Annotated in this window: 14 protein-coding genes; 9 read left to right on the top strand and 5 right to left on the bottom strand. The window is 50.8% G+C overall.

From position 1 onward, the window contains the following. Positions 1–29 precede the first annotated feature (29 nt). Positions 30–935, top strand: a complete 906-nt coding sequence (locus tag GPJ68_RS12710; RefSeq protein WP_016156630.1) for an OmpG family monomeric porin — start codon at positions 30–32, stop codon at positions 933–935. Positions 936–964: 29 nt separating this feature from the next. Here the strand turns inward: GPJ68_RS12710 and GPJ68_RS12705 are convergent, their stop codons facing one another. After that, positions 965–1,975 carry a LacI family DNA-binding transcriptional regulator gene (locus GPJ68_RS12705; protein WP_016153217.1) on the bottom strand — a complete coding sequence of 337 codons (1,011 nt, stop codon included), beginning with the start codon at positions 1,973–1,975 and terminating at the stop codon, positions 965–967. Positions 1,976–2,203: 228 nt separating this feature from the next. Between GPJ68_RS12705 and pspE the strand changes: the two genes are divergently transcribed. The 4 genes from pspE to tyrR all read left to right on the top strand — a co-directional run bounded on the left by pspE (position 2,204) and on the right by tyrR (position 6,811). Continuing rightward, the gene (gene pspE, locus GPJ68_RS12700; RefSeq protein ID WP_016153216.1) at positions 2,204–2,521 is read left to right on the top strand and encodes a thiosulfate sulfurtransferase PspE; all 318 of its coding nucleotides are present in this window, start codon (positions 2,204–2,206) and stop codon (positions 2,519–2,521) included. 142 nt (positions 2,522–2,663) lie between these two features. Further along, complete coding sequence (locus GPJ68_RS12695) at positions 2,664–4,061, top strand: YcjX family protein (protein ID WP_109017872.1); 1,398 nt, start codon at positions 2,664–2,666, stop codon at positions 4,059–4,061. Further along, positions 4,058–5,119: a YcjF family protein gene (locus GPJ68_RS12690; protein WP_104652049.1), complete on the top strand. Its 1,062-nt coding sequence runs from the start codon at positions 4,058–4,060 to the stop codon at positions 5,117–5,119. The genes GPJ68_RS12695 and GPJ68_RS12690 overlap by 4 nt, the downstream gene beginning before the upstream one ends. A 147-nt stretch (positions 5,120–5,266) precedes the next feature. Next, positions 5,267–6,811 (top strand): transcriptional regulator TyrR, encoded by a 1,545-nt coding sequence (gene tyrR, locus GPJ68_RS12685; protein ID WP_016153213.1) that lies wholly within the window; start codon positions 5,267–5,269, stop codon positions 6,809–6,811. A gap of 53 nt (positions 6,812–6,864) precedes the next feature. Here tyrR and tpx read toward each other — a convergent pair whose 3' ends face one another. Further along, on the bottom strand, positions 6,865–7,371 hold the full coding sequence (tpx, locus tag GPJ68_RS12680) for a thiol peroxidase (RefSeq protein WP_016153212.1): 507 nt from the start codon (positions 7,369–7,371) through the stop codon (positions 6,865–6,867). 115 nt (positions 7,372–7,486) lie between these two features. On the opposite strand from tpx, the gene ycjG reads away from it, so the two are divergent. After that, entirely contained in the window at positions 7,487–8,452 is a 966-nt protein-coding gene (ycjG, locus tag GPJ68_RS12675) for an L-Ala-D/L-Glu epimerase (protein WP_047417302.1), read from the top strand. Here the strand turns inward: ycjG and mpaA are convergent. Further along, complete coding sequence (gene mpaA / locus GPJ68_RS12670) at positions 8,427–9,155, bottom strand: murein tripeptide amidase MpaA (protein ID WP_016153210.1); 729 nt, start codon at positions 9,153–9,155, stop codon at positions 8,427–8,429. The two genes, ycjG and mpaA, sit on opposite strands and share 26 nt — an antisense overlap. 184 nt (positions 9,156–9,339) lie before the next feature. On the opposite strand from mpaA, the gene mppA reads away from it, so the two are divergent. After that, a complete protein-coding gene (gene mppA / locus GPJ68_RS12665) occupies positions 9,340–10,953 on the top strand; it encodes a murein tripeptide ABC transporter substrate-binding protein MppA (protein ID WP_016153209.1) in 1,614 nt (537 codons plus the stop codon). 107 nt (positions 10,954–11,060) lie between these two features. Here mppA and GPJ68_RS12660 read toward each other — a convergent pair whose 3' ends face one another. Then, positions 11,061–11,831 (bottom strand): DeoR/GlpR family DNA-binding transcription regulator, encoded by a 771-nt coding sequence (locus GPJ68_RS12660; RefSeq protein ID WP_065554831.1) that lies wholly within the window; start codon positions 11,829–11,831, stop codon positions 11,061–11,063. Between the two features lie 117 nt (positions 11,832–11,948). Here GPJ68_RS12660 and GPJ68_RS12655 point away from each other — a divergent pair, with 117 nt between their 5' ends. Both GPJ68_RS12655 and GPJ68_RS12650 read left to right on the top strand, forming a co-directional pair. After that, entirely contained in the window at positions 11,949–12,332 is a 384-nt protein-coding gene (locus GPJ68_RS12655) for a VOC family protein (protein WP_047417311.1), read from the top strand. 215 nt (positions 12,333–12,547) lie between these two features. After that, positions 12,548–12,955: a cupin domain-containing protein gene (locus tag GPJ68_RS12650; protein WP_029139554.1), complete on the top strand. Its 408-nt coding sequence runs from the start codon at positions 12,548–12,550 to the stop codon at positions 12,953–12,955. Positions 12,956–13,156: 201 nt separating this feature from the next. Here the strand turns inward: GPJ68_RS12650 and GPJ68_RS12640 are convergent, their stop codons facing one another. Continuing rightward, entirely contained in the window at positions 13,157–14,188 is a 1,032-nt protein-coding gene (locus GPJ68_RS12640; protein ID WP_016153205.1) for a mechanosensitive ion channel family protein, read from the bottom strand. Positions 14,189–14,373 lie beyond the last annotated feature (185 nt).

The raw sequence follows: 14,373 nt of genomic DNA, 5'->3' as shown, positions 1-14,373 counted from the left end.
TTTTGCGAGTATTTTAACAAGGAATAATAATGAAAACCCTACTGTCCGCTACTGCGCTGATTATGAGCGCAGGAATGGCCTGCGCGCAGGCTGCTGAAAATAATGACTGGCACTTTAATATTGGTGCTATGTACGAAATAGAAAACGTTGAAGGTCAGGGCGAAGATATGGATGGACTGGCTGAGCCGTCCGTCTATTTCAATGCCTCTAATGGGCCGTGGAAAATATCGCTGGCCTATTATCAGGAAGGACCGGTTGATTACAGCGAAGGTAAGCGTGGTACCTGGTTTGATCGTCCGGAACTGGAAATTCGCTATCAATTTCTGGAAAGTGAGGATGTTAATTTCGGTTTGACCGGTGGCTTCCGTAATTACGGTTATCACTATGTCAATGAACCAGGAAACGACACCGCTAATATGCAGCGCTGGAAAGTTCAGCCGGACTGGGATGTTAAACTGACCGACGACCTGCGCTTTAGCGGTTGGCTGTCGATGTATCAATTCGTTAATGATTTGAATACTACTGGCTACTCCGATAGTCGTGTCGAAAGCGAGACCGGTCTGAATTACAGGTTTAACGAAACGGTGGGCTTAACGGTCAACTATTACCTTGAGCGCGGCTTTAATCTGGCTGATTCGCGCAATAATGGTGAGTTCTCAACCCAGGAAATTCGTGCATATTTACCGTTGTCTTTAGGCAATACCACCCTGACGCCGTATACCCGTCTCGGGCTTGATCGCTGGTCAAACTGGGACTGGCGAGATGATCCGGAACGTGAAGGCCATAATTTCAATCGTCTCGGTTTACTGTATGCATATGATTTCCAGAATGGTTTATCAATGTCACTGGAGTATGCCTATGAGTGGGAAGATCACGACGAAGGCGAAAGCGACAGATTCCATTATGCTGGTATAGGCGTGAACTACGCATTCTAAAATATACTGGGGCATTTATGCCCCAGTTTTTACACCAGTGAGTCGGCCAGCGATATTTGTGTGCTCACCGTGATATTTTGTAATCCTTTCTCGCCCGCAATCAAGTTAAATAATAAATTACAGCTTTGTTCACCCAACTGCTGGGTAGGCACATCAATTCCCCCAGGAACGGGCGTGAGCATAAAAGACAACAGCTCATTACTGTAGCCCACAACGGCAAGTTGTTGTGGGATGGTTATATTTTTCTCAGCCGCCACGCGATATAAGCTCATTAATTTCAAGCTGTCGGTGGCAAATACGGCGTCGGGTAACGGCTGCTGACTCAGTAATTTTCGTGAAGCGAGCAGGGCTGTTTCATGGGTATAGCCCCCGTCAACAATCCATTCATCGCGCATTTTAATATTATGAGCCTGAAGGCTGGCTTTATATCCGTTAACGCGATCGATAGAAACATGAACATCAAGCGGCGCGTGCAAACAGGCTATATTACGGTGTCCACTCTCAATCAGCGCATCAGTTAGTGTAATGCTGTCGCGATAATTATCTGTGTCTACAGAATAGACATTGGCGTAATCGCCTTCAACCTTTCCAATAACCACGACCGGTACGTTGTATTTATCCAGCCTTGCAAAAAAAGATTCATCTGCGGGAGAGCTCAGCATAATGATACCTTTGATCAATTTCTGCTTAATTTTGCTCTCACATTTTTGTAAATCATCTTCAGTGCTTCGCGACGTCTGTAATATGACATCAAAACCGACCTCTTCAGCCTTGGCAGTAATAGCATGCAGCACTTCAGAGAAAAACGGATTACCGGCAGTTGTTTTTGCTGAACGGGTAGATATCACCATTATTGCATCAAACCCGGAAGAGGTGAGTGCGCGAGCAAGTTTATTGGGCTGGTACTGTAACTCATCAATAGCACGCAGCACTTTTTCAAGCGCTTCCGGCGAGATATTGGTTTGCTTATTAAGCACGCGCGATACCGTGGATTTTGATACGCCAGCGGCTCGTGCAATATCATAAATGGTAGGAGACATAGATCCCAAGCTCCGTCCGAGAGTCAATGGCGAACATATTATGGAGTTAATTGGCGAATGACAACAATATCGGAATGCGGGCAGAAAAATCAAAAAACTAACCGCAGTATGCGCAACCATAGGAAGAGTCGTCCACGGGTGCCGAGGGTGATAATGCAATCGCAATATTTTCTTAAGAACTGGCGTATAGTGTGTTGGTTAAATCCAACTATCAGTCAGGAAGATATTATGTTGAAAAAAGGCGTATTAGCGTTGGCACTGGTCATCGGCATGCCGGTTTTTGCAGCCGAGCACTGGATTGATGTTCGCGTTCCTGAACAGTATCAACAGCAGCATATTCAGGGGGCGGTCAACATTCCATTAAAAGAGATGAAGGCGCGTATCGCTGCTGAAGTTCCTGATAAGACCGACACTGTGAAGCTGTACTGCAACTCCGGGCGTCAATCGGGGCAGGCGAAGGATATGTTGACGGAAATGGGCTACACGCAGGTGACCAACGAAGGTGGCATCAATCAGATAGCGCTTCCTAAAGTCGAGAATCAATAAACCGCTCGCATTCCTTCTGCTTCAGGCGGTAAGAATAATGCTGCCTGTTACAGCTCAGGTAGTTGATAAGTAAGAATTGACCCCTATCTTTACTTCCTGTTTGTTATAATTTCTTCGGTTCCTTCAGCAAAACGGGATGGCGATGAAGCGACTTAAAAATGAACTCAATTCGCTGGTTAATCGCGGCGTAGACCGGCATTTGCGCCTGGCTGTCACCGGACTTAGCCGTAGCGGTAAGACGGCATTTATCACCGCGATGGTAAACCAGTTACTCAATATTCATGCCGGTGCGCGTCTGCCGTTGCTCAGTTGCGTGCGCGAAGAGCGTCTGCTCGGCGTTAAACGGGTTCCACAACGCGATTTTGGTATTCCGCGCTTTACCTATGATGAGGGACTGGCGCAGTTGTATGGCTCTCCACCGACCTGGCCGACACCTACGCGCGGTGTGAGTGAAATACGCCTCGCGCTGCGCTACAAATCCAATGATTCTTTACTGCGCCACTTTAAAGACACCTCCACGCTGTACCTGGAAATCGTCGATTATCCGGGGGAGTGGCTGCTCGATTTACCGATGCTGGCCCAGGATTATCTCAGCTGGTCGCGGCAAATGACCGGATTATTACAGGGACAGCGGGGCGAATGGTCGGCAAGATGGCGGCAGTTATGCCATGGGTTGGATCCGCTGGCGCCTGCTGATGAAAACCGTCTGGCGGAAATCGCTGCCGCCTGGACGGAGTATCTGCACCAGTGCAAGCAGCAGGGACTGCATTTTATTCAGCCGGGCCGTTTTGTTCTGCCCGGAGATATGGCGGGCGCGCCTGCGCTGCAGTTCTTCCCGTGGCCGGACGTTGATGCCTGGGGGGAATCGAAGCTGGCGCAGGCAGACAAACACACCAATGCGGGCATGCTACGCGACAGGTTTAATTATTACTGTGAAAAAGTCGTGAAGGGATTTTATAAGAATCACTTCCTGCGCTTTGACCGTCAGATTGTGCTGGTCGATTGTTTGCAACCGCTCAACAGCGGGCCACAGGCGTTTAACGACATGCGTCTGGCACTCACCCAACTGATGCAAAGCTTCCATTACGGACAGCGTACGCTGTTTCGTCGGCTGTTTTCTCCGGTGATCGACAAACTGCTGTTTGCCGCCACCAAAGCCGACCACGTCACGGTCGATCAGCACGCCAATATGGTGTCGTTATTGCAGCAGTTGATCCAGGACGCCTGGCAAAACGCCGCGTTTGAAGGTATCAGCATGGATTGTCTGGGACTGGCATCAGTACAGGCAACCACCAGCGGCCTGATCGATGTGAAGGGCGAAAAGATCCCGGCGCTGCGTGGTCATCGTCTGAGCGATGGTGAACCGCTAACCGTTTATCCGGGGGAAGTGCCCGCGCGTTTACCTGGACAAGCATTCTGGGACAGCCAGGGCTTTCAGTTTGAAGCGTTTCGCCCGCAGGTTATGGATGTTGATAAACCCTTACCGCATATTCGTCTTGATGCCGCGATGGAGTTTTTAATAGGAGATAAATTGCGATGAGCGAGCCGTTAAAACCGCGTATCGATTTCTCAGGTCCGCTGGACGTGGAACAAAACGCGGCGTTTAAAGCGCAGCAGATGTTCAATGAAACAGAGGCGCAGACTTTTTCTCCGGCGACAGTGGATGAACCTCTGCAAGACGAAGGTCAGGCAGAAGCCGTCATTGATGCGGTCCTACGCCCCAAACGCAGTTTGTGGCGCAAAATGGTGATGGGCGGGTTGGCGCTGTTTGGCGCGAGCGTTGTCGCTCAGGGCGTACAATGGACCATGAACGCCTGGCAGACTCAGGACTGGGTCGCGCTGGGAGGATGTGCCGCTGGCGCATTGATTATCGGCGCAGGTGTCGGATCGGTTGCGACCGAGTGGCGTCGGCTATGGCGTTTGCGCCAGCGTGCGCACGAGCGTGATGAAGCGCGAGATCTGCTCCACAGCCATGGAACCGGAAAAGGTCGTGCATTTTGTGAAAAGCTGGCGCAGCAGGCGGGTATCGATCAGTCCCATCCGGCGCTACAGCGCTGGTATGCCTCAATTCATGAAACGCAGAACGATCGCGAAGTCGTCAGCCTGTATGCCCATCTTGTGCAGCCGGTGCTGGACGCGCAGGCCCGACGTGAGATTAGCCGTTCAGCGGCGGAGTCCACGCTGATGATTGCCGTCAGTCCGCTGGCATTGGTGGATATGGCGTTTATTGCCTGGCGAAACCTGCGGCTGATTAATCGCATCGCATCGCTGTATGGCATTGAACTCGGTTATTACAGCCGCCTGCGTTTGTTCCGCCTGGTGCTGCTAAATATCGCTTTTGCCGGGGCCAGTGAGCTGGTGCGGGAAGTGGGAATGGACTGGATGTCGCAGGATTTAGCCGCTCGCTTATCGACGCGTGCCGCGCAGGGTATTGGCGCGGGATTATTAACGGCGCGTCTGGGTATTAAAGCCATGGAACTTTGCCGACCGCTGCCGTGGATCGATGACGATAAGCCACGACTGGGCGATTTTCGCCGTCAACTGATTGGTCAGGTGAAAGAAACCTTACAAAAGAACAAATCGCCGCGCGAAAGTTAGCTAAAAATTGGGCGCCAGTCGTTTAACTTTACGTCCTGGCGCCTGATTTTCCAGCGAGCTGTCAATATTTGTTGACAGAGTTCTTCCTGCAAACCCAATACTGTCTTATCATTTAATACATAATCCCTTGTCCAGGTGAAGGTTCCTATGCGTTTGGAAGTCTTTTGTGAAGACCGACTTGGTCTGACCCGCGAATTGCTCGATTTACTGGTGCTGAGAAGCATTGATTTACGCGGTATCGAGATTGACCCCATCGGGCGGATTTACCTCAATTTTGCGGAACTGGAGTTCACCAACTTCAGTAGTCTGATGGCTGAAATCCGCCGTATTTCAGGGGTTACGGATGTGCGTACCGTGCCCTGGATGCCTTCCGAACGAGAACATCTTGCGTTGAGCGCGCTGCTTGAGGCGTTACCAGAACCGGTCCTTTCTCTGGATATGAAAAGCAAAATCGAGATGGCGAACCCTGCGAGCTGTCAGCTTTTCGCGCACACTCAGGATCGGATGCGCAATCATACCGCCGCCCAGTTAATCAATGGGTTTAACTTCCAGCGCTGGCTCGAAAGCAATCCGCAGGATTCTCATAGCGAGCATGTCGTAATTAACGGACAGAACTTCCTGATGGAGATTACGCCTGTCCATTTGCAGGGTGAAAATCAGGAGCAGATGCTGACTGGTGCTGTTGTCATGCTGCGCTCCACCATCCGGATGGGGCGTCAGCTGCAAAATATGACTACGCAGGATCTGAGCGCGTTTAGCCAGATTATTGCCGTCAGCGCCAAAATGAAACACGTAGTGGAACAGGCGCGTAAGTTGGCGACACTGAGTGCGCCGCTGCTGATTACCGGTAATACCGGCACCGGCAAAGATCTCTTTGCCCATGCCTGCCACCTGGCAAGCCCGCGTGCGTCGAAGCCGTATCTGGCGCTGAACTGCGCGTCAATTCCTGAGGATGCGGTCGAAAGCGAGTTGTTTGGCCATGCCCCGGAAGGTAAAAAAGGCTTCTTTGAGCAGGCGAATGGCGGCTCGGTTCTGTTAGATGAAATTGGTGAAATGTCGCCGCGTATGCAGACCAAATTGCTGCGTTTTCTCAATGACGGCACGTTCCGCCGCGTGGGAGAAGATCACGAAGTTCATGTTGATGTCCGCGTGATTTGCGCAACGCAAAAGAACCTTGTGGAAATGGTGCAGAAAGGGCTTTTCCGTGAAGATCTCTATTATCGACTGAATGTACTGACGCTAAATCTGCCGCCGCTACGCGATTGCCCGCAGGATATTATGCCGCTTACCGAACTGTTTGTGGCGCGCTTCGCCGACGAGCAGGGCGTGCCGCGTCCGAAGCTGTCTGCCGATCTCAGCACGGTGTTAACCCGCTACGGTTGGCCGGGCAACGTGCGTCAGCTTAAAAATGCCATCTACCGGGCGCTGACCCAGCTTGAAGGCTATGAGCTGCGGCCGCAGGATATTTTACTGCCGGATTACGATGCGGCAACGGTTGCGGTCGGAGAAGAGGTGATGGAAGGATCGCTGGATGAAATTACCAGCCGCTTTGAACGCTCTGTGCTGACGCAGCTTTATATGAATTATCCCAGCACGCGCAAACTGGCCAAGCGCCTTGGCGTTTCGCACACCGCGATTGCCAACAAATTGCGTGAATATGGCCTGAGCCAGCAGAAAAAAAGCGAAGAGTAACGCGGTAAATGAAAATGCCTCCCTGCGGAGGCATTTTTGTATGCAGACGTGGTTTAAGCTTTCAGTACGTCCAGCGCAGCAGTGTAGTCTGGCTCGTTGGTGATTTCATTGACCAGTTGGCTGAAAACGACGTTGTCATTTTCATCAATAACGACCACGGCACGTGCGGCCAGACCTTTCAGTGGGCCTTCAGCGATTTCTACGCCGTAGTTTTTCAGAAATTCTGCGTTGCGCAGGGTGGACAGCGTGATAACGTTGCTCAGACCTTCCGCGCCGCAAAAACGTGAATGGGCGAATGGCAGGTCGGCCGAAATGCACAGTACGACGGTATTGTCGATTTCTGTCGCCAGTTGGTTAAACTTACGTACCGATGCCGCACAAACGCCGGTATCGATGCTTGGGAAAATATTCAGCACTTTGCGCTTGCCTGCGAACTGGCCCAGCGTAACGTCAGACAGGTCTTTAGCCACAAGGGTAAAAGCCTGAGCTTTGCTTCCAGCCTGAGGAATTGAGCCGGCAACTGTAACCGGGTTGCCCTGGAAATGAACGGTTTGTGACATGGTTATCTTCCTGTTTACATATAGTTAACGTCGACGCTAGTTTATGCCATCAGCAGTTAACACGGCAAACGCTATTTGCGGATATCCGCTTCAGGGACTGCATTAAGGAAAGCAAATGAGAACAGTTAAGGTGTATGAGGAAGCCTGGCCGCTGCACACTCCCTTTGTTATTGCCCGTGGGAGCAGAACCGAAGCGCATGTGGTAGTGGTTGAAGTGGCAGAAAACGGCGTCACGGGTATCGGCGAGTGCACACCGTATCCGCGCTATGGTGAAAGCGATGCCTCAGTGCTGGCGCAAATTATGAGCATTGCCCCACAACTGGAAAATGGACTGACGCGTGAAGAGCTGCAAAAGCTGCTGCCAGCGGGAGCCGCGCGTAATGCTGTGGACTGCGCGTTGTGGGATCTGAGTGCGCGTCAACAGCAATTGTCACTGGCAGAGTTGGTGGGAAGTGAGCTGGCGGAAGTGGTGACGACGGCGCAAACCGTGGTGATTGGCACGCCGGAACAAATGGCGGTGAGTGCGGCTGCACTGTGGGAAAATGGCGCGAAACTGCTAAAAGTTAAACTGGATGCGCGCTTGATTAGCGAGCGGATGGTTGCTATTCGTGCCGCAGTCCCTGATGCAACGATTATTGTCGACGCCAATGAATCCTGGCGGGCAGAAGGTCTGGCGGCGCGCTGCCAGCTGCTGGCTGATTTAGGGGTGGCGATGCTGGAGCAGCCGCTGCCAGCGCAGGACGATGCCGCATTGGAAAATTTTGTGCATCCGCTGCCGATCTGCGCAGATGAAAGCTGCCACACCCGCAGCAGCCTGAAAGCGCTGCACGGGCGCTATGAAATGGTCAATATCAAACTGGATAAAACAGGCGGCCTGACGGAGGCGCTGGCGCTGGCAACCGAAGCCCGCGAGCAGGGATTTACGCTAATGCTGGGCTGCATGTTGTGTACTTCCCGGGCGATTGGCGCGGCGTTACCCCTTACGCCGCAGGTTAACTTTGCCGATCTTGATGGCCCGACCTGGCTTGCCAGCGACGCGGAGCCGGCCCTGCATTTTACGACCGGACAACTTCATCTCTAGGGTGCCAGCGCAGGAGATTGGACATGGCCAGCAGGTATTTCTCGCTCGCTTCATCTGAAGAGATGGGCGGAAATTCGGCGGTTATACAGTGTAAGTTCAGGTCTGCGCACCAGCTTCCAAATGAGCCGGGCGTTTCATAACCTACGCTGGTGACGAGGGGTAATTCAAACGACTGCGCCAGCCACGCGCCTAATTCGCTGCGTCTGGGATCTTCAATACAGGCCAGCGGATCGTGAAAAGAGACCACCCACGCAGGATGAATTCGGTGAATAAGCTGGCACAGCGCCTGGGTTTCTGGTTCTGAGCCCGGATTTTCGCCGGTCAACAACACCACATCGCGTTCTTCTGCGCTGCTGTTCCAGCGATACACCGTTTCACCCGCTTTCCAGTTGGCAGCGGGAAAGTTACGGTTTAGATCCACTCCGTTCGCATTTGCGCGCAGCCCGAGCTGGCAACCGTCAGGGTTAACCGCCAGCACCACATGGTGACGACGTAAGGAAGGATTAAGCGTACGCAATGCGCAGGAAAGGGTGACAACCGATGCGTTTTCGTCGCCGTGCGTTCCTGCCAGTATCAGACCGCTTTCACGATCGGCCGCCATTGCGGGAAACCAGATTAGCGGCGCGCCTAATAATGAACGTCCGTAATGTTCGGTTCCAGGTGGGAATGCGCCGCGCTCGGCACGGGGTCGGGTAACGGTCATAGTCATCTCTGAATGCGTGGATTGTTACTCGCAGTGTTGTGCAAAATGTATGGATAATCAAATCGTTTTCACACACTTATCTTTTCAGATGTAATATTATTTCCTTGTCGAAAGTTAATTGCATTTCCTGCTGGCGATACAAATAATTACACATTCACTTAGTAGCCGGAATTGAGGGTATTTTATGCAGCATTCTGTTTCAGTAACCTGTTGTGCGCTATTGGTAAGCAGCATTTCATTATCCTGGGCTGCTGATGTTCCCAGCGGAACGGTACTGGCAGAAAAGCAAGAACTGGTGCGTCATATCAAAGACGAACCGGCGTCATTGGATCCGGCAAAGGCCGTCGGGCTTCCTGAAATTCAGGTTATTCGTGATTTATTTGAAGGGCTGGTCAACCAGAATGAGAAGGGCGAGATTGTGCCCGGTGTTGCCACTCAGTGGAAAAGTAACGATAACCGTATCTGGACGTTTACGCTGCGCGACAATGCGCAATGGGCAGATGGTACGCCGGTAACGGCGCAGGATTTTGTCTATAGCTGGCAGCGTCTGGTTGACCCGAAAACGCTGTCGCCGTTTGCCTGGTTTGCTGCGCTGGCGGGTATTAACAACGCACAGGCGATAATTGATGGAAAAGCCTCGCCAGATAAGCTCGGCGTTAGCGCGATCGATGCGCGTACATTGAAGGTCCAACTGGATAAACCGCTGCCCTGGTTTGCTAATCTGACGGCGAGTTTTGCTTTCTATCCGGTACAAAAAGCTAACGTTGAGAGCGGTAAAGATTGGACCAAACCAGGCAATCTAATTGGTAACGGCGCTTATGTGCTCAAAGATCGCGTGGTGAACGAAAAACTGGACGTTGTGCCGAACACGCATTATTGGGACAACGCCAAAACGGTGCTGCAAAAAGTCACCTTCCTGCCTATTAACCAGGAATCGGCAGCGACCAAGCGCTATCTTGCTGGTGATATCGATATTACCGAGTCGTTCCCGAAAAACATGTATCAGAAACTGTTGAAGGACATCCCGGGCCAGGTTTATACCCCGCCGCAGCTTGGCACTTACTACTATGCCTTTAATACCCAGAAGGGACCGACTGCCGACTCACGCGTGCGCCTGGCGCTCAGCATGACTATCGATCGTCGCCTGATGGCGGAGAAAGTTCTGGGTACCGGCGAAAAGCCCGCATGGCATTTTACGCCGGATGTAACGGCAGGGTTTGTGCCGGAACCTTCACCGTTTGAGCAAATGAGTCAGGAAGAGCTGAACGCTCAGGCGAAAACGCTGCTGCGTGCGGCGGGCTATGGTCCACAGAAACCACTTAAACTGACGTTGCTGTATAACACCTCTGAAAATCATCAGAAGATTGCTATTGCTGTCGCGTCTATGTGGAAGAAGAATCTTGGCGTTGACGTGAAACTGCAAAACCAGGAGTGGAAAACCTATATCGATAGCCGCAATACCGGTAATTTTGATGTGATCCGCGCCTCGTGGGTGGGCGATTACAATGAGCCATCTACGTTCCTGTCGCTATTAACATCAACCCATACGGGCAATATCTCCCGCTTTAATAATCCGGCGTACGATAAAGTGTTGACCCAGGCAACCCTGGAGAATACGCAGAAAGCACGCAATGCTGATTATAACGCTGCGGAGAACATTCTGATGGAACAGGCTCCCATTGCGCCGATTTATCAGTACACCAACGGGCGTTTAATTAAACCGTGGCTGAAAGGGTATCCGATTACTAACCCTGAAGATGTGGCTTATAGCCGCACAATGTATATTGTGAAGCACTGATATCGCTGGCCTGTTCGGGACGTTGCATTGGCGATTTCCCGAACAGGCAAGGCTGTGGGGAAGGTGAGTCATGAAAGCAATGGAAAAGTATCACCCAATAGAATGGGTTACACTGTATAAATACGAATGTCGTGCGCCTGAAACGCCGTGGCATACTCTTTGCTGATATTTTCCTCGACGACAATTACATCGATATTGCTGCTTTCGGTAACGACATAACGGGCGACAGCCGGGATTTTTTCAGCCGTCAGCGCGACAATGGTTTCATTACACTGTTTGATCACCGCTTTTTTGAACTCACAATCCGCGTAATCAAATCCGGTTAAGCCGGATTCTGGCGACATCGCGCAGCCGCCAATAAATCCCTGATCGAATAAAATGCCCTGCACCTGCGAGATAGCGGTGGCACCCACACACCCTCCAGAAGATCGTTGCACCGCGCCGCCCAGCATAATGACATCAAACAGTGGTTTTTTTAGTAAAACGGCGGCAATCTCCGGGGAATTTGTTACCACGGTTAACGCCAGCTCGGCGGGTAGGGCTTCAGCCATCGCCAGATTAGTACTGCCTGTGTCGATAAAAATGCAGCTTCCGGATTTGACCATCCGGGCGCATCTCTGCGCGATATTGCTCTTTTTCGCCACATTAATACTCTTGCGCACGGTGATGTCTTCGGATTCAGGGAGTGCAATGACCGCGCCGCCATAGACTTTTTTACACACGCCATCTTTACTCAGTTCATGCAGATCGCGGCGGATTGTATGTTCCGAAACGCCTAACCTACTGGCGAGTTCGGAACAGATGACTCTGCCGTTTTCCTGCAGGATCTGATAGATAAGCGCCTGGCGCTGTTCAGGGAATGCTGCGTAATCGAGCATCAATACTCCAGTGAAATAAACATCGAGCAATAACAAGCATAATTGTGCATTATGGTTCACGATGTCAACATCCCTTTAGGGAACCTATTGTTTGGATACAACAAGAAGAGGTTAGCTATGAAGGTTGCGCATATGGCGTTATGGACACGGGATCTTGAGCAACAAGCTCAATTCTGGGTCACGTTTTTTGACGCAAAGATCAACGAAAAATACTGCAGTAAAACCAATCCTGGATTTGAATCCTATTTTGTCAAAATTGGTGAGGATATCGCGATTGAGTTAATGACTAAGCCTGGACTGACAAAACATGCTCCCAACAATAACACCTCAGGCTGGGTGCATCTCGCCATTTCAGTTGGCGGCAGTGAAAACGTTGATGCCATGGCGATGCGTGCAAAAGAACAGGGGATATTAGTTTCTGACCCGCGCACCACCGGTGATGGCTATTACGAAGCGGTGATACGCGATCCTGACGGCAATTTGATTGAAATTGTGGCCTAAGGCTTCACGCCATCTCCAGTAGAAACGTTGTACCTGTTACCGACTATTGATGAGCATGATTCATAAGGTTGTCCTTCTTTTCACCTCTAATCACCCGCCTGTCGAGTCTCTATAATTTTTATAGTTTTCAGCATCGGTGGCGCGTGCTGCCACCGTTTTGGAGAGTCGAAATGCAAAATCAACGGAATACCGTCTCCAGCGCCGGCGCGGAGATTATGAGTCAACAATTTGATGGTAACAGCGTCTTTCCTCGCGGAGAGAAAAATGAAGCGTATGCGAAATATTTCACTGGCGACAGCTATCTGACTATGCTCTCCATGGAAGGCGTGGTCATTGGTAACGTAGCATTTGAGCCGGGCTGTCGTAACTTCTGGCATATCCATCATCAAGGGGGACAAATCTTGCTGGTGACCGGCGGCAGAGGCTGGTATCAGGCGTGGAATCAACCGGCGCGCGAACTGAAAACTGGTGATGTCGTACACATCCCGGCGGGAATGAAACACTGGCACGGTGCTGCGCGTGATAGCTGGTTTGCCCATATCGCTGTGGAAATCCCGGCAGCTGGCGCATCGAACGAGTGGCTTGAACCGGTAAGCGACACTGAGTACAACCTGCTCCCCTGAGCTGTGCGGGGCACGCGTTCTGCAGGTAAAGAATCCGATGCCCGAAGTGAATCAGTTTGAGCTGATTATTGATACAGTCCTGTATCTACATGACCTGAATCCGTATATTCCAACGCTGGCGCTGGTACTGCTTTGTCATTGATATTGCCTCATTGAAATAAGTGCAGAAAAAAGACGCGGATTTCCGCGCCTTTTCTTTTGTTAGTGTGTCGATGGCGATACTTCAGGATTATCCATATACAGCGTCTGGCTGGGGAACGCAAAGTCGGCGTCGTGTGCCTTGACTATCGAAATAATCTTTAAATAAACGTCCTGCTGTACCGCAAGCCATTCCTGCCACACGGTGGTTTTCGTGAAGCAATACACCATGATATTCAGCGATGAGTCGGCGAATTCATTAAAATAAACCAACAGGGTTTGTTTCTGGTCTATTCCCGGATGGTTTTGCAGCATTTCTCTGACCGACTCGACAACGGCACTGACTTTATCAGCATCTTCATATCGTAACCCGATCACCGTTTTGATGCGGCGATTCGTCATCCTTCCTGGGTTTTCTACGCTGATAGAGGAGAAAATCGAGTTCGGGACATATAACGGACGATGATCGAAGGTGTTTATTTTGGTCATTCGCCAGCCGATTTCCGTAACTGTACCTTCAATATTGCGGTCCGGGGAGCGGATCCAGTCGCCGATGCTAAAGGGTCTGTCGAAGTAGAGCATAATCCCTGAGAAAAAGTTGCTCAGAATGTCTTTGCCTGCCATACCTACAGCGATACCGCCGATGCCGCCGAAGGTTAACAGGCCGGATAAGCTCATACCGAAATGTTCGCCATACAGCAAAATGATGGCAACCACGATGGTAATCTTGATGATTCGCGACAGGATCCTCGCGCTGGTGATATCTCTACCTTTATTAATCTGCGTCTTTTCAAACTGATTAATTACCAGAAAAAGTTTGATGGTAAGGATCAGCGCAATCAACGAGGTGCAGATAAAGTCGACCACGCTGGAGGAGATAAATTTCAGGCTGTAATTTTCGATAACGTTATTAGCAATACTGCCTAACGTCCCGATGATAATGGCATAGACAAGAAATTGCGCAGCATGAAATATGAATCCTTTGCAGCGACGCTCTCCACGATGATACCAGACGCTCATCAGAACCAGCGCGGCACAGCAGCTGAGAATTACCGTCAAATTAAACGCATTATTTATAAACAGTTCAGCGATCATGATTCTTCCAACAGCTCCGTGGTAGTGAAATATCTTCTGATATCCTAATCCTCGAATATTTTACTCAGTTCTGGCGGTCAGATCATTAATCCATAGGGGAGATATATAATGCAATTAGCGCTATTTTCGGCGAAATAGCGCTGGTATCCACCCTGAAAGCGGTTTATGTAGCAGACAGTCAGTTG

The organism is Citrobacter sp. 172116965, from assembly GCF_013458095.1.
Classification (GTDB): domain Bacteria; phylum Pseudomonadota; class Gammaproteobacteria; order Enterobacterales; family Enterobacteriaceae; genus Citrobacter; species Citrobacter braakii.
The sequence above is the reverse complement of the archived record's forward strand: the minus strand, read 5'-3'. Positions and strand labels throughout refer to the sequence as shown.